Below are 21,368 nucleotides of genomic sequence, written 5' to 3' on the forward strand. Positions count from 1 at the left end.
ATTAAAAAAACACTTTACAACTAGTTTCTTCTTGTTACTGACTCAAGACTTCGTTGCCCCTCTAATTACAGAAACTCTTGTTTTATCAACGATATGGCTCCATTATTTAGGAATAAAAAAATAGTTTCTCGAGTTTTATATAAAGAAAACAGAACAAAAATAAAGACTTCCGCCAAGGGAAGCCTTTTCTAATAAAAGATTCGTTTTCCAATACTATTCGCTTAACGATTTGGGTGATTGCTAGCAAATAATTCCGCAAGTTTGGATTGATACCTTTGTTTTCGCCGACCTTACGGCATGAGTTTAATCACTCACTGATCCAAAACTCCGACTAAAAAGAGCGTAAAAAATAGAATGATACGCTAAAATGAATTATTTTTGCTAAATAAAATGCTCGTCTTTTAAAAATTCCCACACCTGATTTTTCAACCGATCGGAGGAATCTTGACGAGTGCTGGTTACAGTGGGAGGTTTTTGTGCCATCGGTCTCATTGGTTCTTGGAGACATTCTGGCGGCAACTCCAATAATTGAAAATTATCCACAACAACTTCTGCGCCATAAACAGACTGACCATCCTTGGTTTCAAAGGGACACATATGCAAATGACCATTGATTTTCACGCTGGCCCCATTTTGCGTATACCGCAAGAAAGTTTCAGCTTGCTTGCCATTGATGACACAAGCAAACCATTCTGTCTGCACTTGTTCACTTGTTTGCCATTGCGCAGCTACTGCTAAATTAAAACGCACACACGTATTATTTGCTACTGCAGAAGCCAGTTGTTCTTGACTGGGCATCTCATTGATTTTCCCGGTAAGGATCACCTTATTTGTTGCCACGTTACTCCCTCACTCTACAGTTTAATTGAACTCTTGCGATGCAAGATTAGCCATAGTCTACCACAAAAAAATTTTGTTGCAATTCTTCTAAGAACTTCCCTAATTTTTGCCGCTGACTTTTAAACAAAATTTAACCGAGCTTAGCCTTCGTCGGTGGCAGAATCTATTTCCGTGTCATACTTCCAAGTCAACCCATTGTCATCGGAGGTAAATACGCCCTTGACTGTACCGCCTTTATAATCCCCCATAGGACCTTGATTGACCAACACCTTCAGTTTTCCATCTTCTAGATAAGGAGCTTCAGCAACCACAAAAATCTTCTTCCATTCATCGGGCATGTCAAAAGTAGCTTCTAGCCAAGTGTTTCCCCCGTCGGTCGTCACATAAAGGCTTGGTTCCGTTGGCGTTACTCCGCCAAAACTCATAAAGCCAACCTTCTCATTGAGGTAGCAGGCATCCGTCAAGAGTCGGCTGACTCCCTTAGCCACTTGCTTTTCCTGCCACGTCTTGCCACCATCTTGAGTCACATAGGAAAGATATCCCTCCTGACTCATGACCCGACCCCCGGATAAGAAAATGTACCCAAACCCCTCTTTTCCAAATGCCAATTTTCGGAAACGAATGGCTGAAGTCTTTTCTATCAGGGCAACGTTCTTCCAAGAACTCCCTTGGTCTTCCGTATAGGTATAATAGATATTTTGGTTTGAATTACCATCACTAGCATATTCCGTTCGGATAAACCCTGTACGTTCAGGCGTCAATACATAACTGCCAGCAATCAGCGCTTGTTTGTCGCCACTATATTCACCGCCAAAAAAATCATCTAACGCATAGGGCAGAATGATCTGATGCTTCCAGCTGTCATAAGTCAATTTCAATTGGCTTTTGCCGATTTCTGTTTTATAGGCAATCGTCTGATTTGTCTCCTTCGAGGTGATCATTTGATTGTTCTCATCGGTGATCTTACTTAAATCTCCCGCATCGACATTCGTAATTGCTTGATCCCCTTGAGCCGTCGTAGCCACCTTAACTTGCCAACAAATATCCCGCACCGAACCGTCATCGGAAACTTTTCCCCAATAAGAGGTCATCGTTTCGCGATTGATCGACTTTGGCCAAACCGTAAACTTCACCGTCAATAACCCCTTTTGATAAGCCGCACCACTCACACTGTAGGAATCGATCCGTACATCGTCTTGTACCTTCACAGAAGCAAAATAGCGCATCAAATCATAAAACAAATTAAAGCCTTGTGTATTCGGATCATAGTTGCCTTCGCTTTCAAAGGGTAAAAATTGATTAAAGTAAGTAACTGGCTGTTCTTTGATAGTCGTTTGGTTTACTTGAGCAGTCTCTACAGTTGATGACTCTGAATCACTAGAACTGACCACTCGTCCTACAGAAAAGCCGATAACAAACCAAATCACTAATCCAATCACCATCAATGTCAAAGCGACAGCTAGCGCTAGTCGAATCCCTACTATTTTTTTGCGTTCTTTCACGGGTAACCCCCCACCTTTTGGTTTCAATTACTTGAAGTATAATGAAAAGTTCCTTTTCTCACAAGCAACTTTCCCACTTCTTAATAAATTGGGAAAAGGAGTTCCTCACAAGTTTTTAGAAACTGACGAAAAAGCAAACAACCTCAGAATTTCCAAAGACGGAAACTCCGAGGTCGTTTATCTGTAAAGAGTTGCTTCTCTTGGCTTTCCAATTGGCGAATAGTTGACAAGTAATGAGCTTTTTTTTATGAAGTCTCTGCCGAATAGACCTTATCAGCTAATAAATACTCACGAACTTGCGCTACAAAGTACAGTGAACCGGTAATAAAAAGAGTATCATAAGGACCCATTTTAGCCACAATCTCTTGGATGCCTTGTTGCCAATCTTGATAGAAGTTGAGGTGGCTGCCTTGTCGAACAAGTTCCTCCTTTTCCCATGCTTGAGGGTAATCGAATGTCGTCAGTGCCAGGCAGTGATTAGGAATTTGTTGAATCAGTCGAATCATTTCCCGACTATTTTTGGTTGTCAGCGCTGAAAACAAAATATACTTCCTGCCTTCTGGAAACATTTCTGTGACTGTTTCCACGAATTGTTTTATTGCATGGGGATTATGCGCCCCATCGATAAAAATTGTCGGCTGGGAACAGATTTTCTCCATTCGTCCGGGCCAGCGGGCTTTGTCTAAGGCTTTTTGTATCGCCTTCTGTTGGACCTTTCGATTTTGTTGCTGACAGTAAAGCAGAAATAGCTGCAAAGCTGTTGCTGCATTTTCCGCTTGATATTTTCCAAGCAAGGGAACCCTAAGATTGAGGAAGCGCCATTTTTCATTTTCAAAGTGAAACAGGCTGCTTTGGCGGCTTTGCTTCAGATAATGAAGATGATAAGAGCCACCTTGTTTAAAGAGTGGCGCCTCCTTTTTAGAAGCGACTGCTTCGATGACTTCCACGGCGTTTTTGGGAATGTTTCCTAAGACAATAGGTACTTCTTTCTTTAGGATCCCCGCTTTTTGCAGAGCAATTTCTTCCACCGTTTCGCCTAATAGGTCTGTATGATCTAAGCCAACCGTCGTGATGGCAGCTAAGATTGGCGTAAACACATTCGTACTGTCCAATTTTCCTCCGATGCCGGTTTCAAAAATGGCGATATCCGCATGTTTTTGAAAATAGGAAAAAGCCATTACAGTCAGAATCTCAAATTCTGTGATGCCTTGGAACTGTTCTTCCCGATCCATGAAGGCTACCAAGGGTTGAAATTCATTTGCTAACCGAATAAATTCCTCCGCAGAGATGGCTTTACCATTCAACGAAATTCGTTCATAAAAACTTTCGATATATGGCGAAGTAAATGTGCCTACTGTTAACTCTTGTGATTCTAACAAACACCGCAAATAAGTCACTGTTGACCCTTTTCCATTGGTTCCTGCGATATGTATCCCAATGATTTCTTGCTCTGGGTGACCGCATAACCTTAATAATTCGCTGATTCGTGTCAAACCAGGACGTGAACCGAATTTTTTGCGTGAATGAATCCACCGAAGGGCTTCTTCCTCCGTAACAAACATCCTTCTCATCTCCCAACTAGCGTTGTGCTTCCGTTTAAACAACATTTCGCGTCAAACGTTTGAACGGGATTGCATGGCCGAAAAATACGATCATTGCTGTTTGAACTGGGAGCATGATCCCGGCTTTGACGATACGAATTCCCCAAAGTTTTGTATCGGTCAATGGGATCGCGTACATCATTGACAACCAGATCGGCGTTAAGCACAAACTGATGATCAGTGTATTGCAAAGTACACATAGGAAAGCATTTTTGATGGTAATCGGCTTTTTGTAAAAAAAGTAGCCATAAAGCAACCCCGCGATGAAAGAATTTAATGTAAAGCCAATGAAAAATGGCGCTTTTCCTAACAGGGTGTTTCCGATAATATCCGCAACTGAAGCACCAATGGCTGTCCACCATGGGCCAAATAAGCTTGCCATAACCACTTCTGGAACAAAATCAAAGGTGATTTTCAATAGTTGTGTTTCAAAACCTAAGATTTGTGACAAAACCACCATTAGTCCGATGAGTATTCCCATTGTAGCAATACCATGGGCATCAATTTTTTTCTTCATTCTTAGCATCTCCTTCGATAGAGCTGCCACACAATTGAGTTATGCAGCGAATGCAAAGATAGCATCGTGAAATTCGTTTCTTCGTCTAAAAGGCAACATTCCATCCTTTTAGCACTTAACGCTCTATCTTCTACTCTGTTTTTTTATTGTTGTTAAAATCGCGCTGTTGGTCAGCGGCTGTTTCCTTGATGAAAGCAATTCAACTTGAAGCGCAGTTTGATTTTTTAAGATTAGTGTTTCATTTTTTAGTAATCCTTGCCGCTGTGTGTTATCACCGGAAAGCAGGAGTGAACTATCTGCCAGTGCATAAATCACCGCCGTGGTCTGCGGTAGAATAACTTGTCTCTCTTTAAGTATCTGAACAGAAACATCATATCCGTCTTTGTAGATCACATTAAAATCTTGGCACTTCCCATAACATATCGTTGGCAATTTTCCATCGAAAGAATAGGGCTCAAAAGCTTTTAAATCAATCCAGCACCCTGATTGGACCAGTGAGATGGAACGATCCAATGACAGAAGGATTCGCTGATATCCTGTAAAATCAGAAAACTCCGAGCGGTCTGTCGTTACTGTCGCTGTTGAGAGTCGAAACTCAAAATCACGTTGCGCTAAATGACTGGAATCTGGTTCCACTAAAATTTCGATGGTTTGCCCCCCAGACCATGTGCTTATGAGATAGTCTGCACTTGTTTTCTTCTCGATCCTTTCCACACTTCCTCCTTATACGATATCCAATTCTTCAAATTGACTCAAAATCCTAATATCTTGTGCTACACTGACAAACGCTTTGGGATCCACCGTTTTCATGATTTGATCCAACATTTCCATTTCATAAGTAGTAATAACCAAGAGCAACACCGTTTGAGTTTCTTGATTATAAGCCCCTAGTGCGTAAGGAATAATCGTCATACCGCGACTTAATTTTTCTTGCAGCGCCGGAATGACTTTATTGGGGTTTTGCGTAATAATCGTCACTTGTACTTTTTTATGTTTGACATACACTAAATCTGTCACTTTACCACTAACAAAAATTGATAAAACACTATAAAAAGCGTATGGCCAACCAAATAAATACCCTGCGATCAATACAATAAGTCCATTTAAAATAATCGAAATCACTCCGATACTTCGACCGGTACTTTGTCGAATGGTAAGAATGAGGGCATCCATGCCCCCCGTTGAGAGTCCATATTTCAATGCCAGTCCTAATGAAAAACCGTTGATCGCGCCGCCAAAAATAGCGCAAATAATCGGATCCGTCGTTAGGGTGACACTTGGAATGATATGGATGGCAACGGATGCAATCGTTACACAAATAACTGTATAGAGGACAAATTTACGATTGATCTTAAACCATGCCAGCAAAAACATGGGTATATTTAATAAGTAATAGATGACTGATAACGGCACTTCAAGCGCGCTTTTGTCTAAAACCGTCGCAAGAATTTGTGCAATCCCCGTTAATCCCCCAGCATAAATATTCCCTGGCTGCCAAAAAAGATTCAGCGCCAAGGAATACAAACAGGCATAAATAAGAATGACCGTTAGTTTTGTTACCAGCTCTTGCCAGACGTCTATTTTTTTAACAGGCAACATGCTCTTCTTCCTTTTCTTTGAATAAAAGTAAGGGGTTAAGTTTTCTGAGACTATCCTTTTAAAATTGCAGATCCAATGTCACTTGTTTCTCAATTTCTTTTAGGAATTCACTGTCTTCTAAAACCATTGTTGCTTTGTTTAATTCATCATACATTTCGATGTCTTTATCATGAGCAATAAAATCCACGTGGCGGCGGAAGGCTTGGTAAGCTGCTTTTGTCCCTTTACCAAGACCGGACTGATAACCTTTGATGTCTAAAGCTTGGCAAGCAGCCATGATTTCTGTGGCAACCACTCGCCGTGAATTTTGGACGATTTCTAAAGCTGTCCGGGCAGCAATCGTCCCCATGCTGACAAAATCTTCTTGATTTTCGCAGGATGGAATGGAATCGACACTAGCTGGATGGGCCAAAATCTTATTTTCTGAAACCAGGGCCGCACACGCGTATTGTGTGATCATAAAACCTGAATTCAATCCCGGATGCTTCACTAAGAAAGAAGGCAGGTTGCTTAATTGATGATTCACCAAGCGCTCGACACGCCGTTCAGATACATTGCCAATTTCGGCAGCAGCAATGCCTAAGAAATCAAAGGGTTGTGCCAAAGGTTCGCCGTGAAAATTCCCGCCAGAGATTACTTCCCCAGCGCGGGTAATGATGGGATTATCCGTAACGGCATTAATCTCGATTTCCACTTTTTCTTTTACATAGGCAATCGAGTCTTTACTAGCCCCATGAATTTGCGGAATACAGCGTAACGTGTAAGGGTCTTGTACGTGATCCGGAGTTGCTTCGGTAATATAGTGGCTGTTTTCAGTTAAACGCCGAATATTACGGGCGGTTGCCAGCTGGCCGCTTTGCGGACGAATCGTATGAAGGTCTTCATTGAAAGGACTAGAAATTCCGTCATGAACTTCTAAAGAAAGTGCCCCTGCAATGTCTGACAGCTTCACTAATTGGATCGCATCATACGTCGCCAATGCCCCCACTGCATTTAAAACCGTTGTGCCATTGATAAAAGCTAATCCTTCTTTGGCACTTAATTGAATCATTTTCAGACCGGCTTTTTCCATCGCTTCTTTGCCAGAGTACAATGTGCCTTTGTAATAAGCCTTGCCCAATCCTAGCAATGGTAAAACCATATGGGCTAATGGTGCTAAATCACCCGATGCCCCTAATGAGCCTTTTTCAGGAATATGGGGATGGACACCTGCATTCAACATTGCTAGCAACGCTTCGACTGTACTTAAACGAATGCCCGAATACCCTTTGATCAGCGAATTGATCCGAATCAACATAATGGCTCGGACGATTTCTTCTGAAAAAGGCTCGCCGTAACCAGTTGAATGGGTACGAATCAAGTTTTCTTGTAATTGTACAGTGTCCTCTTTTGAGATACTCACGTTGCAAAGGGAACCAAATCCCGTATTGATCCCATAGACAACACGGCGTTCTTCTACAATTTTATCGACGATTTCACGTGATTTTCTGACTGCTTCTTTGGCACTTTCGGCGATGGCACATTGGCGATTATTACGAGCGACAGCCACCACATCTTCTAAGGTTAGACTTGCGCCATCCAAAATAATCGTTTCTTGATTATGGTTCAAAGGTTGTGTTTGTTCTTTCGTTAACATCTTCATCGTTTCATTCCCCACTTTTCTATAAGATCCCTGTAATTTGTCTACCTTAGCCTTCTAGTTCACTTGCTTTGATTTATTATTTAAGATTAGATACAAAATACTAGCGACTATCACTCCGATAACGCCAGCGATCAAGTTGATCGGGTTGGCCGCCGCCACCATCCAAATACTTACAATGATGGAGATGATAGGAATGACTGGACCAAAAGGCAACCTGAAAGCAGGCACATTTTCCATGTCTTTTTTTCTCAACCAAATCACAGCTAATGCTGTGGGAATGTACTGGAAGAAACGAAAGACGACGGACAGTTCCGCTAATTGTTCAAATGAGCCGCTTAGCAAAAAAGCAATGGTTAGTAAACCAGAAAAAATAATCGCAACGATCGGTGCTTTTTTATTATTTTTTTTAGCAATCACTTTGGGCAGCAATCCCTCATCCGCGATTGAAGCTCCATATCGCGGAATCATCAGAGAATCCCCCATATTTAAGCCAGCAATTGAGATCAAGGCCCCGATTGAAATAATCCATTTTCCAGCTGGTCCAATCATTTCCACAAAAGCATCTTGAACGGGCGCATTGCTTTGTAAAATTCCTGTTCCAAGCATGGCAATCGTTCCTGCAATAATCATAAAATAAAGCAACGAAACAATACTTATAGAGCCAATAATCGCTTTTGGCACATTTTTTTTGGCATTCCGCATTTCTCCAGCGACGACAGGCAATGCTTCAAACCCGATAAACGCATAAAAGACGGTAAGAGACGTCGAAGCCATGGCTTTAGATAAAGTCATATCAGGATTCAACTGCAGAAACGGGGTAAAGTTGCCCTGATTGATTCCGTTTTTAATGAAAAAAATAGCAATCAATGTAAATGCAATAATTGGAATCAATTTAGCAACAGTAATAACGATCGTGAAAATTTTTGACGTCTTGATCCCCATGCTATTAATCACAGATAAGAAAATAACCAAACAAATGCTAATCAATGTATTCTGTCCTTCTAACGCCGGGAAGGTTTGGATCAGCAATTTAGCAAAGCCGGCAGCCATTGCGGCCCATGCGATAATTGTCACGAACCAGCCCAGCACCCCCACATTAAATCCAATAAAGTCACCAAACGCTGTTTTGGAATATTGGAAAGCCCCACCGTTTTTATTGAAATATCCGGCGACTTCAGCAAAACAAACGGCTAACATCAACACCAAAACTACATCTAACAGCATGGCAACAAGAGAAGCCGGTCCCAAATCTTGGTAAATCGTTCGCGGTAAAAGAAAGATCCCTGAACCAATTACGGCATTGATTCCATATAACGTCGCGCCACTAAGGCTAAACTTCGCGTTCTCATTCTTCGCTAGTTCAGCTGAATCGATTGCTTCAAGTTCAGCTATTTCTGATACTTGCACGTCTTTCGACATAAAATTTCACCTCTTCTTTTTTTAATGATTTTCATGGTCAACTTTCTTCAGTGAAATGGCTCTATCAGGGATTTCACAAGGAGATTCCCTGCTATCTCCTTGTGAAACTTTTTTTGTTTGCTAGAATAAGCCAGTGATATTTCCTTTGTCATCCACATCAATTCTTTCCGCTGCGGGAGATTTTGGTAATCCCGGCATCGTCATGACCGCACCTGTAAGTGCAACAATAAAGCCAGCTCCAGCAGATACTTTCAGATTGCGGATCGTTACGGTAAAATCTGTTGGCGCTCCTAGTAATGAGGCATCATCTGAAAATGAGTATTGTGTTTTTGCCATACAGATTGGATAATTGCCAAAGCCTAAACGCTCCAATTCTTTTAACTCTTTTTTCGCACTTGGTGCGAGTTCGACTCCGGTTCCGCCATATATTTTTTGTACGATTTTATTTAGTTTTTCTTCAATCGAATCGTCTAAATCATACACGTAGCTAAACTGATTCGGCTCTTCGGCTAACGCCACCACTTTTTGTGCTAGCTCTTTACCGCCGGCACTTCCTTTTCCCCACACATCAGATAGAACAACTGCAACAGCCATTTTTTTGCAAGCTTCCTCAACCGCAGCTAATTCTGCTTCGGTATCCGTTGGAAACTTGTTGATAGCTACAACAACCGGCATGCCATAAACTTCCTTGATGTTTTGCAAGTGTTTTGCCAAATTAGGTAGTCCAGCAATTACAGCAGCAACATTTTCTTCGCCTAAATCACTTTTTTTCACCCCCCCATGCATTTTTAACGCACGAATCGTTGCAACCAAGACAACTGCATCCGGTCTGAGATTTGCCAGCCGACATTTGATGTCGATAAATTTTTCGGCACCTAAGTCGGCCCCAAAGCCAGCTTCGGTAACGGCATAATCTGCATATTTTAAGGCAAGCTTCGTCGCCAACACACTATTGCAGCCATGTGCGATATTGGCAAATGGCCCTCCATGGATAAAGGCAGGTGCGTGCTCCAATGTTTGAACGATATTTGGTTGGATCGCTTCTTTTAATAACGCAGCCATTGCCCCTTCAGCTTTTAAGTCACCGGCAGTCACCGGCTCTCCCGCATAATTATAGGCAACGATGATTTTCCTTAATTTGTTTTTCAGATCAGCGATATCGTTGGCTAAACATAGAATGGCCATGATTTCAGATGCGACTGTGATATCATATCCATCTTCACGAGGCACGCCATTTACTCGTCCTTGTAACCCATCGACAATGTGACGAAGTTGCCGATCATTCATATCCACCACACGTTTCCAAGTAATTCTGCGAGAATCAATTTGCAGCGTATTTCCTTGGTGAATATGATTATCTAGTAAAGCTGCTAATAGATTGTTGGCGGCACCAATGGCATGAAAATCACCAGTAAAATGTAAGTTGATATCCTCCATTGGCACTACTTGAGCATAACCACCACCGGCAGCGCCACCTTTGACCCCAAATACAGGTCCTAATGATGGTTCTCGTAATGCAATCACAGCTTTTTTCCCAATGGCGCTCAAGGCATCCACTAGACCTACCGAAGTGGTCGTCTTCCCTTCTCCTGCCGGTGTCGGTGTAATAGCAGTTACTAGAATCAATTTCCCATTATCTTTCCCATCCAATGCCTCAATATGATTGATTTTCGCTTTATACTTTCCATAAAGAGACAGATTTTCTTTGTCGATCCCAATCGATTCAGCAATTTCTTCGATTGGTTTCATGGTGACAGAATTTGCAATTTCAATATCAGATAAGACCATGTCTATAAACTTCCTTTCCATCAATCAGTTTAAGGGATTACAATGATTCAAGTATTTGCTGGTAAATGCCATCAGCGATTTCATTGCCTTCTTTGACCATTGCTTCGCCAGTTTTGTTGTGCTGATAAACAAACGTTTCGTCGTTAATACTTGAAAGATTAATCCGGACATTCAACCAGGCCCCTTGTAAAGCCGCTTTTAAATTCAATGCAGCTACCCCCAAATCACTGGCGGCATTGGTATTTGATTTGCCAACAGCAGCCTGTGTGACTTTTAACGCAGCGATTATTTTCTCCATCATAGAAAATGGTGTAGTGGCGGCGCCTTTTAACGCCTGCTGCATGGCCTCACGGCGTGCCTTTTTTTCTGCTTCCGTTGTTTTTGGTAATGCAAAGACAGCAGAGACTTGATTGAAAGCTTCTGTATCTTCATCAATTGCCGCAAGCAACTCGTCTTGTAACCTTTGCGCTTTTTCATGCAGCAGTTGCATGTCATCTTCAAAAGCTGCGTACTTTTTTTTGCCGATAGTGAGTTCTGTTACCATTTTTGTCAAAGCGATCCCTTGTGCCGCTGCTAGTGCTGAAGCAGAACCGCCCCCTGGAGCCGGCGCATCCGAACCTAAGACAGAAACGAAGGCTTCCAGTTGCATCTCGATGAGTTTCATAACAATCCCCCTGTTAGTTCAGTAAATGGTTCTCAAAAACTTGTTTCTCATAGTTGAAGTCTTCAATTTGTAAATAATACTCTGCACAATCGATCAATGCTTTTGCTGGTGTCAATCCAATCACTTCACTACCGATGATGGATACACCGTAACGCTTGGCTTCAAAGCGAATCGTTTCAAAAACTCGATACAATGGTGTCTTTTCAAAATTGACCATGTTCATGGAAACTTGCGCAATCTGACGATCTTCTAGCATTACACCGATCCCTTTACAATATTTCCATCCTCCAGAAGAACCACGAACGATCTTAGCGATTTTATTGGCAATCTCAATATTGTCTGTGTCCAAATTCACATTGAAGGCCACCAACGGCATTCTCGCCCCAACCGCGGTTACCCCAGCTGTTGGATGAATTTTACGTTCCCCATAATCTGGCAGCCATTCTTCTTCCAATAATTTTTCTGGCATCTTCTCAAATTGCCCTTTACGAATTTTCGCTAAATTTTTCCGTTCCGGTTTGGTAGCAGAATCTTCATACAGGAAGATGGGGATCTGCAACTCTTCATTGATCCGTTGAGCCACTTTCTTAGAAATCGCAATGCACTCTTCTACGGTGACATCTTTGATCGGTACAAATGGAACGACATCGGTTGCGCCCATCCGCGGATGCTCCCCTTGATGTTTTGTCATATCAATCTTCTCACTCGCAAACTTCACTAGTTGAAATACGACTTCTTGAATTCCTTCTTCATCGCCAACTAGGGTAAAGACACTGCGGTTATGGGAAGAATCAGAGGAATGATCGAGTAATGTGACCCCTTTGACATTCTTAGCAATCTTTACTAAACCATCAATAACGGCTTGATTTCTCCCTTCGCTGAAATTCGGAATACATTCAATTAGTTTTGCCATGATCTACCACTCCTTCTCTTTGTTCTAAACGTTAAGGCTAAAGTTGATTTGTTCTTTTACTATTCAAAAACTACTAAAATAATTGTTATTTTTATTTCGACACCCCCGGTATTTTCCATACATTTTGACACCGCTTTCATTCACCGGAATCAGCTTAACACTCTTTTAAACCGGTTGCAAATCGCGCTAAATAGACCTTTTAATAATTTTTTCATAATTGAAAACAGTGTTTTTTTTTGATAATTCATTTCCATTGACTGGATCATTTTTTTACATATTATTTTATTTGACCTTTTTTTGACTGTCTTTTTTAAAATAAGGACAATCTATCAGAAGGCTTTGAAAAAAAACAAGATAGCCATCAAATCCTTTTTTACTTAAATGCAACCTGCTATCTTTCTTTCCCCCTCTTGTTTCCTTTTGCCCGGTGTTTTTTTGGCACCCATAGCCCCTCGCAAAAAGAGGCACTTGTGATCAGACGCAAAAAAATCCTTGAGATTTTTTTTGACGTTTAATAGTCGGTGGGTTTCGTTTTTTATACATATACATTAGAAAAAAATAATTTTTATGCTTCTCATTTTGATGAAATTTTGGAAAAACGATCTTAGATAAAGAGGTGTTATAATGAAAAAACTTGTTTTATTGATTGATTTTGGTAGTACATTTACAAAATTGACATTGGTCGATCCCAATGCCATGACGATCCTCCATACCACACAACTGCCCACCAGTAATCAAGCAGGGTTGCAGCTATGCTACACAGAAGGAAAAAAAGCCCTCCTTCAAGCACAAAAATTGTCTGAACAAGTCAATCTAGAAGAATACTTCTGTTCTTCTGCATGGGGTGGCTTTAAAATGATCGCCATCGGATTAACAAAAAGCTTGACACTCGAAGCAGCCAAGCGCGCGGCTCTAGGTGCAGGCAGCCGGATTCTTCAAACTTACTGTTATCGGCTGACACCTGCGCAATTGAAAGACATCCAGCAGCAAAAGCCAGATGTTGTCTTGTTATCAGGGGGAAGCAATGGCGGGAATCAAGAAATCATCTGCCACAATGCCCAACTTCTTGCACAGCTTCCGCCTCAAATTGCCCTGATCGTTGCTGGGAACGAAGACACTTATGGAACATTGGCTAGTATCTTACAAGGACGAAAAAACACTTACTTTACCGAAAACGTGATGCCTGAAGTTAACAAACTCAATCCCATCCCGGTCAGAAAAATAGCTCAAGAAGTTTTCCTGGAAAAAATCATTCACTCCAAAGGCATCCAGCAAGTTGCGGCCCACACCAATGCACCAATCATACCTACCCCTACAGCTGTCTTAGCGGCGGCAAAGTTGTTAAAAGAGGGAACAAAAACCATCAAAGGGCTGGGGGAATTAGTCGTTGTAGATATTGGAGGTGCCACCACAGATATTCATTCTGTCGGCTATGGGTTACCTCAAGCAGAAAATGTTTTCTTTGAAGGATTGGAAGAACCGTATTTGAAGCGAACCGTAGAGGGAGATTTGGGGATGCGGTCGTCTGCCGTAAGCTTGCTAGAAAGCCTATTAGAAAATTCTCAGCAAATCCAGTCATTGCCCGCTTGGAAGCAGAGCAGCCTCCAAGAAGCTTGCACGTATCGAAGGAGCCATCCAAACTATGTACCGCAAACACAAGAAGAACGCCAAATCGATCAATTTCTCGCCCAATCGGCGACGGCGATTGCATTGAAGCGACATGCTGGGAAGAGAAGAAAAGAATACACGCCAAATCGTACCATCTACTACCAGCAAGGAAAGGATCTGCAACATTTCCAAACGATCATTGGTACGGGAGGTGTGATCATTCACAGTCCATCGCCTGAAGACCTATTCAAATCAGATAGCCTCTCCACCGATACTTTACTACCAGTCGCTCCACAAATAATTATTGACCAAGACTACCTTTTGTCAGCGATGGGCTTATTGAGTCAACATTATCCCGAAGCAGCATTGACTATTTTGAAAAAGAAACTTTGCCGCCTCAACACATAGCGACAAAAAGGGGCTGTGCCATAAGCTTTCGACAAGTAACACTATCCGAACAGTATCTATCATTGCAATAGAATAAGATTCGGTTTAACTTGTTGGATGATGACTTATAGCACAGTCCTTTTTTTGTGTTCGTTTATCCTTCCACCTGAAAAGTTTCTTTTAAGACTTGCAGCTCATAACGATCGCGATATGGACTGAGATTTTCCATTGCTTTTGTCAAATAATAAGAGACCTCTTCATTAACCAAATGGCTCAGTTGTCGATTATCGATCGATTCGGTCAGACACTTTTCTTTTACCAGAGCTTTAATAAAATAAACAAGGCCACTATCTCGCGGATTGGCTAATTGATTTTGATAGTAGCTCGTTTTCTCAATAAACGCGACGACTTTTTCATAGGCTTGTTTGTGAAGATAGATGAGTGCGAGATAAGCATTTAACTGCACCCTTTTCCAAAGTGACGTTGTCACTTCAAAATAGTCATTTGCTTTAAGAAAATAGCTTTCCGCCTGATCATAATCTTTTTTCGCATACAACGTAATCCCCATATCCACATAAAAGATAGCGGAACTGGTGACTAAATCGTGACCTTCACATAGGTTGATGGCTTTTTGCTGTAGTTTGATCGACTGTTCATAGTTGGAACGCAATCGCTGGATTTCTGCTAGATAATCATAAGCAGCAGCAATGTTACTGTTATACTTTTCATCAAAGCGATTGGCAATATTAAAAATAGTGATGGACTCTTTGATCAAAGACTCTGCTTGATCCAAATCGCCGATCATCAAGTGATACAAGCCTTTCAATCGCAATAAAATCCCAATCGATTCATTGTTGTTGGCACTAATAGCTACTTCCATTGCCAAATCAATGTAATGGGCCATATCCGTCGCATTATCGGTTTGGATATAGTAATAAATCATTTGCCGATACCCTCGCAACAAATAGGTGGTTAGATGAAAATCTTTGGCTTTCACGATCACTCGCTGAATGTTTTCAATGCCTCGCTGATAATCGCCAGAATTGATAAAAAAGCGTCCCTCAAGGTAAAGAAATTTGACCAACAGCAATTGGTAGGTCCTATCTTCTGCATATTGTCCCTCAATCTCCTTGAGTCTAGCGCCTATTTCTTTGAATTTTTCCAATTCATTGCGGTCTTTGCCTCGGAGAGATTCACGTGATGACAAAGGCTCTTGATGATAAATTGGAAAGAGTTCGTGCTGAATGCGCAAAAACAGTTGATGATGGGACAATTCATAATCTAATGATTTCAATTCCTGATGGGCATGACGGTAATGATACCCAATTGCTGCCAGTAATTCGCCATCCTCATTGGCTTCTGATAATTTCTGTTCTAATAAAACAGCAATTTTTTCATGGATCACGCGCAATTTCATATCTGATTGTTGCGCGTAGATATATTGTTGCATCTTTTTATGCTTAAAACGAAAACAGACTTCATCGAGATACACATTTTCACTAATTAATCCTTGCTTGATCAAACGGTCAAGTGCTTGATACACCTCCGATTTTTCTCCTTCAATCAGCTCAACTAAGATACTCATAGGAGCGATTTTCTGGAAGAAAGAAATCAAGTTAATCAAGTCAGATTCTAGTGGCGTTAAATTTACAAATTGCAGACTCAGCTCGTCCCTCATTTTTGGCGTGATGATTTCCAATGTATCGCTCTCTTGCAATTGATCTAAGTATTCCCGAATGTATAAAGGCACCCCAGCTGATTCCCGCATAATAAAATCCAATGTAGTGGCCTGAAAAGGATAATCCGGCAGTTGCTTCTCACAAAAAGCTCTGACTTCAAAATCTTTAAATGGCAATAGTTCTAATGTGATGATCTTTTCGTAGTAGCGAACACTTGCGATCAAATCATGGATTTCTTTGCGATAGCCTAGCTGCAATGTCATAATAAAAATGACGTCCCGATGGGGATTATGCAAAATCAAGCTAGTCAATAATTTGATGCTTGTTTGGTCCATCCATTGAAGATTCTCGATAAAGAGGACGACAGGTTTTATCTTCCCCAGTCGTTGTAATGCCTCCGATATGCATTGTGCAAGGATATTCAACTGAGAAGAATCGATGGCCTCAGGTAATTGTTGTGCTTTTAAATTACTAAAAAATGGAAAGTGTTGACTAAAGATTTGCTGCCAACGATCGACCTCGATCAACGCTTCTTTTTGTAATAGTTGAATGATCTGCTGCAACAATTCACGCCACGGACGCAAACAGTGTTCTTGTTCCGCTTTATAACAACTTACTTGGAATAATTCATGAGGGTATTGGATATTGTCTAAGACTAATTGACACAAGGAAGATTTTCCCACACCCAAATCGCCTGTGACTAAGACCGACTGAAAAGGTTTTTTTTGCTTTAAATTCGCCAAGTTCAACTCCAGTCGCTCCACTTCGTTGGCTCGACCATAAAAATGATTCGCGCGTTTTTTTTGTCTTGTTTGCTGTTTTTGATTGGCCATCTGCAGTGTTTTTTGATACAACTGTTTTGTTTCTTCACTTGGTTCAATACCTAGCTCGATTCTTAGTATTTCTGCCAGTTCATAATAAGTTTCAATCGCCTTCCCATTACGCTGATTGTCAATATAAAACCGCATCAATAATTGGTAATTGCGCTCATCAAATTCATCAATGGCAATCAATTTGCGAATATTTTTTTCTACATCCGCTACCGCATGAAAGGAAATATCCTCTGCCACTTTTTGATAACAGCTTTCGATGAATTGATGTTCATAAAGATTACGCATCTTCGTCAGCCAAGCATCAAACAAATCCGAATCCTTCAGATAAAACCCTTTCAAAAACTCATCACGGTAGATTTCCAAATGAGTCGTATCTTTTTCAAACAAATAGGTGTCACTTTCTACGATCAAATCGGAATTAAACGTCAAAATCGATTTGTTTGGGGAAACAATAAATTCTCCGCCTAATGCACGATTGGCTTGATAAATCGTATTCCGCAAATTCTTTTTGGCACTTTTTTCATCTTTGCTCGGCCATAAAATCCCGGCGATCTCATCGCGACTGATTGGTTGATTGATTACCATATAATACAGTAATGCATTGATTTTTGAGAAAGAAAAAATTTTCGTTTCCCCATCCACTTTGATTGTGGGTGTTCCTAATAATTCAAATGATAAGGTATGCTTCATCACTGCTCCTTCTTTCAATTTTTTGCTTTCAAATTTCTACTCTTTATTTTAAAGCAAGCACCTCCATGAAGATACCGCTTCCATAAAAGTACCGCTTATTCTTACAAAAGAAAAACTCTCTAACTCTATCACTAGAATCGGAGAGTTTTCTTTTAAAAGATCTCTGAAATCCTTTTTCTAAACAAGTTGACGGTGGGAAACAACTAGATTTCCAGCTTTGTATACGTGTGTCACCAAATTCGTTGCAAAGAAATACAATGGAAAATCGATATTTGGCGCATCAAAGATCGTAATATCCGCAACTTTTCCTTTATCTAAGCTGCCTACTGCTCCTCCCCGATCAATCGCATAAGCGGCATTGATCGTAACTGCATTAAAGACTTGGATCGGCGTTAATTTTTGCATAAAGCACCCTAACTGCATAATAAACTGAAGGTTGGCTGTCGGGCAACTTCCAGGGTTACTATCTGTCGTTAGAGTAATGGCCATGCCGTTGTCAATCATTTTTCTAGCAGGTGCATAGGTATCTTCCATGAGGCTAAAGGTGGTTGCAGGCAACAAATTTCCAATAACCTTTGCTGCACTCAACTTCTTGATGCCTTCATCTGTGATCATCATTAAGTGCTCGGCACTTACAGCACCTAGCTGAGCCGCTACATCTACTCCCCCAATTGAGGCAATCTCATCTGCATGAATCCGTAATTTGAATCCCATTTCTTTGGCAGCTTTTAATAATCGATACGACTCTTCAGCAGAGAAAACCCCTTCTTCACAAAAGACATCGCAAAATTCGGCCAAGTTGGCTGCTTTTACTTTAGGAAGCATATCAGCAATGATCAAATCAATAAACGCGCCAGAGCGGCCTTGGTATTCAATTGGAATCGCATGGGCCCCCATAAACGTGGAAACAATATCGATTGCATGATCGCAGTTTAATTTCTTTGCGACTTCTAATTGTTTTTTTTCGGTTTCCCAGTTCAATCCATAACCGCTTTTAGCTTCGACGGTTGTTACACCATGGATTAGCATCTGATCCAATAGCGCTGCCGATTTTTGGTACAGTGTGGCAAAAGAAGCTTCCCTCGTCGCATTCATGGTACTTAAAATGCCGCCACCTTCAGCTAAAATCTCTAAGTAAGGAACACCATTTAACTTTTTAGCAAACTCATGCTCTCGGCTGCCTCCATACACGAGATGTGTGTGGCAATCAATCAACCCTGGTGAAGCCAATTTTCCGGTGTAATCAACGATTTTCGTTTTTTCATCAATCAGGTCTTGGCTCGGCTGCCCTGTACCGATTTGTAAAATCTTCCCTTCTTTGATTGCAATGTAGCCATCATTGATGATGGTTGCCTCATTCATTTGTGCTCCTCTTAATGGTTCTCCCCGATCAATGGGGCAAAAAATTTGACTGAAATTCGTTAAAATCTTGTCTGCTTTCATTGTTATTCTCCTCTGCATCGTAGTCCTATTTTCAGTATAAAAAAAATAGTCTCTCAAGAGTCAAAGGAATCCACTCCGGCAATTTCTCACTGTTTCAAAAAAAAAAGATCGAGATAGACGTTTTGTTGACACCGCTTACATACACTTGGCATTGTAACCGACTTGAGATTATTTCATTCATTCACCATTAATAGACGCATAAGGAGGAAGCATTAATGATTCAATTAAAGGACATCGAACAAGCGATGACAGTTAAGTTAGATGACTTTTTACCTGAAAAAACTATTTTCCAAGAAGGAATTCGCCGGGCACCTGACCGCGGCTTCCGGCTCACAAAAGAACAGACTGAACTGGCGTTAAAAAATGCATTACGTTATATTCATCCAAAATACCATGAAACCGTGATCCCAGAATTTCTAGAAGAGTTAAAAACCCGCGGACGGATTTACGGTTATCGCTGGTACCCTAAAGAAAGAATCTATGGTAAACCGATCGATGCCTACAAAGGCAAGTGTACGGCTGCAAAAGCGATGCAAGTCATGATCGATAATAACCTCGATTTTGCTGTGGCCCTTTATCCCTATGAATTAGTAACCTATGGAGAAACCGGTCAAGTTTGTTCCAATTGGATGCAATACCACTTGATTAAAAAATACCTTGAGATCATGACTGAAGAACAAACCTTGGTGATTGAGTCTGGGCATCCGCTAGGCCTTTTCAAATCAAAAAAAGATGCTCCTCGTGTGATTATCACCAATGGCTTATTAGTTGGGGAATACGACAATATAGATGACTGGGAGATTGCCGAAGAAATGGGCGTGACAAACTATGGACAAATGACCGCTGGCGGTTGGATGTACATCGGTCCCCAAGGAATCGTTCATGGGACCTTTAATACCCTTCTGAATGCGGGACGTTTGAAACTCGGTATTTCGGATGATGGCGATTTGGCTGGAAAATTGTTTATTTCCTCAGGACTTGGAGGGATGTCTGGTGCCCAAGGGAAGGCGGGAGAAATTGCCAATGCAGTGGCGATTATTGCGGAAGTGGATCGATCTCGAATCGATACCCGATTAGAACAAGGCTGGATTTCTAACCTTGCCGAAACCCCTGAAGAAGCAATCACTATTGCCAGAAACTATTTAAACCAAAAAGAAAAAACGTCAATCGCCTATCACGGCAATATTGTCGATTTATTGGAGTACGTTGACCAAAACAATATCAAAGTTGACTTGTTATCTGATCAAACATCTTGTCATAACGTGTATACCGGTGGCTATTGCCCTGCTGGCATCACCTTTGAAGAAAGAACGAATCTACTGGCGACAGACAGTGGCAAGTTTCATCAGCTGGTGGATGACACATTGAAACGCCACTACCACGTGATCAAGTCACTTGTTGCTAAAGGCACCTATTTCTTTGATTATGGAAATTCTTTCATGAAAGCAATCTATGATTCCGGTATCAAAGAAATCTCAAAAAATGGCGTTGATGACAAAGATGGCTTCATCTGGCCTTCCTATGTCGAAGATATCATGGGCCCAATGCTCTTTGATTATGGCTATGGTCCATTTCGCTGGGTTTGCTTAAGTGGAAAGCACGAAGACTTGGTGGCAACTGATCATGCCGCAATGGAAGTAATTGATCCCAATCGCCGCTATCAGGACCGAGACAACTACAACTGGATTCGAGATGCCGAAAAAAATCAACTGGTGGTTGGCACACAAGCGCGAATCTTATACCAGGACTGCAGCGGGCGCGTGAATATCGCACTGAAATTTAATGAATTAGTCCGAGAAGGAAAAATCGGGCCAGTAATGCTAGGACGTGATCACCATGATGTCTCTGGAACAGACTCTCCTTTCCGGGAAACTTCCAATATCAAAGATGGAAGTAATGTCTGTGCCGATATGGCTACTCAATGTTACGCCGGCAATGCGGCTAGAGGAATGTCATTGATTGCACTGCATAACGGTGGCGGTGTCGGTATTGGCAAATCGATCAATGGTGGGTTTGGCCTCGTTTTAGATGGCTCAGAACAAGTCGATGAAATCATCAAATCAGCGATTGCTTGGGATACGATGGGCGGTGTGGCTCGCAGAAGCTGGGCTCGAAACGATCATGCGATTGAAACATCTATTGAATACAACAAGATGAATCAAGGGACTGACCACATCACGATTCCTTATCTAGCAGACCAAAATCGGATCGACACTGCAATCAATTCCCTGTTTGCTTAAAAG

15 protein-coding genes and 1 riboswitch are annotated in these 21,368 nt (G+C 41.4%); of the genes, 2 read left to right on the top strand and 13 right to left on the bottom strand.

All coding sequences use genetic code 11. From position 1 onward, the window contains the following. Positions 1 to 381: 381 nt before the first annotated feature. The 11 genes from Q0A12_RS14145 to ftcD all read right to left on the bottom strand — a co-directional run bounded on the left by Q0A12_RS14145 (position 382) and on the right by ftcD (position 12,485). On the bottom strand, positions 382 to 840 hold the full coding sequence (locus tag Q0A12_RS14145) for a single-stranded DNA-binding protein (protein ID WP_291293270.1): 459 nt from the start codon (positions 838 to 840) through the stop codon (positions 382 to 384). Between the two features lie 140 nt (positions 841 to 980). After that, on the bottom strand, positions 981 to 2,342 hold the full coding sequence (locus tag Q0A12_RS14150) for an oxidoreductase (protein WP_291293271.1): 1,362 nt from the start codon (positions 2,340 to 2,342) through the stop codon (positions 981 to 983). 245 nt (positions 2,343 to 2,587) lie between these two features. Then, a complete protein-coding gene (locus tag Q0A12_RS14155; RefSeq protein WP_291293272.1) occupies positions 2,588 to 3,904 on the bottom strand; it encodes a folylpolyglutamate synthase/dihydrofolate synthase family protein in 1,317 nt (438 codons plus the stop codon). Positions 3,905 to 3,938: 34 nt separating this feature from the next. Continuing rightward, positions 3,939 to 4,460 (bottom strand): folate family ECF transporter S component, encoded by a 522-nt coding sequence (locus tag Q0A12_RS14160; RefSeq protein ID WP_291293273.1) that lies wholly within the window; start codon positions 4,458 to 4,460, stop codon positions 3,939 to 3,941. Between the two features lie 42 nt (positions 4,461 to 4,502). Further along, positions 4,503 to 4,600, bottom strand: a riboswitch (THF riboswitch). Beyond that, positions 4,584 to 5,174: a HutD family protein gene (locus tag Q0A12_RS14165; protein ID WP_291293274.1), complete on the bottom strand. Its 591-nt coding sequence runs from the start codon at positions 5,172 to 5,174 to the stop codon at positions 4,584 to 4,586. Its footprint overlaps the riboswitch before it by 17 nt. 9 nt (positions 5,175 to 5,183) lie before the next feature. Further along, a complete protein-coding gene (locus tag Q0A12_RS14170) occupies positions 5,184 to 6,059 on the bottom strand; it encodes a YitT family protein (RefSeq protein WP_291293275.1) in 876 nt (291 codons plus the stop codon). 58 nt (positions 6,060 to 6,117) lie between these two features. Next, entirely contained in the window at positions 6,118 to 7,701 is a 1,584-nt protein-coding gene (gene hutH, locus Q0A12_RS14175) for a histidine ammonia-lyase (protein WP_291293276.1), read from the bottom strand. Positions 7,702 to 7,755: 54 nt separating this feature from the next. Continuing rightward, the gene (locus tag Q0A12_RS14180; RefSeq protein WP_291293277.1) at positions 7,756 to 9,120 is read right to left on the bottom strand and encodes an APC family permease; all 1,365 of its coding nucleotides are present in this window, start codon (positions 9,118 to 9,120) and stop codon (positions 7,756 to 7,758) included. 120 nt (positions 9,121 to 9,240) lie between these two features. After that, positions 9,241 to 10,908: a formate--tetrahydrofolate ligase gene (locus Q0A12_RS14185; protein WP_291293278.1), complete on the bottom strand. Its 1,668-nt coding sequence runs from the start codon at positions 10,906 to 10,908 to the stop codon at positions 9,241 to 9,243. A gap of 37 nt (positions 10,909 to 10,945) precedes the next feature. Next, positions 10,946 to 11,572, bottom strand: a complete 627-nt coding sequence (locus tag Q0A12_RS14190; protein WP_291293279.1) for a cyclodeaminase/cyclohydrolase family protein — start codon at positions 11,570 to 11,572, stop codon at positions 10,946 to 10,948. A gap of 13 nt (positions 11,573 to 11,585) precedes the next feature. Further along, a complete protein-coding gene (ftcD, locus tag Q0A12_RS14195; RefSeq protein ID WP_291293280.1) occupies positions 11,586 to 12,485 on the bottom strand; it encodes a glutamate formimidoyltransferase in 900 nt (299 codons plus the stop codon). A 624-nt stretch (positions 12,486 to 13,109) separates the two neighbouring features. Here ftcD and glmL point away from each other — a divergent pair. Continuing rightward, positions 13,110 to 14,501, top strand: a complete 1,392-nt coding sequence (glmL, locus tag Q0A12_RS14200; RefSeq protein WP_291293281.1) for a methylaspartate mutase accessory protein GlmL — start codon at positions 13,110 to 13,112, stop codon at positions 14,499 to 14,501. Positions 14,502 to 14,634: 133 nt separating this feature from the next. On the opposite strand, the gene Q0A12_RS14205 is transcribed toward glmL, so the two are convergent. Together Q0A12_RS14205 and hutI are read right to left on the bottom strand one after the other, a co-directional pair. After that, entirely contained in the window at positions 14,635 to 17,682 is a 3,048-nt protein-coding gene (locus Q0A12_RS14205; protein ID WP_291293282.1) for an AAA family ATPase, read from the bottom strand. Positions 17,683 to 17,859: 177 nt separating this feature from the next. Next, positions 17,860 to 19,125, bottom strand: a complete 1,266-nt coding sequence (hutI, locus tag Q0A12_RS14210; RefSeq protein ID WP_291293283.1) for an imidazolonepropionase — start codon at positions 19,123 to 19,125, stop codon at positions 17,860 to 17,862. A gap of 215 nt (positions 19,126 to 19,340) precedes the next feature. On the opposite strand from hutI, the gene Q0A12_RS14215 reads away from it, so the two are divergent. Beyond that, entirely contained in the window at positions 19,341 to 21,365 is a 2,025-nt protein-coding gene (locus Q0A12_RS14215; RefSeq protein ID WP_291293284.1) for a urocanate hydratase, read from the top strand. Positions 21,366 to 21,368: the final 3 nt, after the last annotated feature.

Origin of the sequence: Enterococcus sp. (assembly GCF_022711995.1) — a bacterium.
Classification (GTDB): Bacteria; Bacillota; Bacilli; order Lactobacillales; family Enterococcaceae; genus Enterococcus_D.